This is a genomic window from Streptococcus sp. HMSC072D05, from assembly GCF_001815805.1.
Taxonomy (GTDB): Bacteria; Bacillota; Bacilli; order Lactobacillales; family Streptococcaceae; genus Streptococcus.
In genome coordinates this window covers 1-251 of the sequence record NZ_KV822048.1, presented here as the reverse complement: position 1 = coordinate 251, position 251 = coordinate 1, and the positions used below count along the sequence as shown (strand labels likewise).

Here is a 251-nt window from a genome sequence, read left to right as displayed (position 1 = left end):
ATATTTCAGCTTCATTAATTTTATTAACATAACCATCTTCGATAATTTTTTCGCTACGGTCAAACGTATTCATATATTCAACGGAAAAACCTAGCACGTTACCATCTCTAATCGCATCTTTGATTAGATAATGGTGTAGACATTCTCCAAAAATATCCGCAGTCGCGCGTCCATCTTGACTCGCATTCTCTTCAAATCTAGGCGTTCCCGTAAAACCAAAGTATTGGGCGTTTCCGAAATGTTGTCTAATG

General features: G+C 37.5%; 1 protein-coding gene. It reads right to left on the bottom strand.

Annotated elements, in window-relative coordinates:
* Window positions 1–251: hypothetical protein (locus tag HMPREF3057_RS09830; protein ID WP_142350365.1), on the bottom strand; the 251-nt coding region annotated here is incomplete at both ends.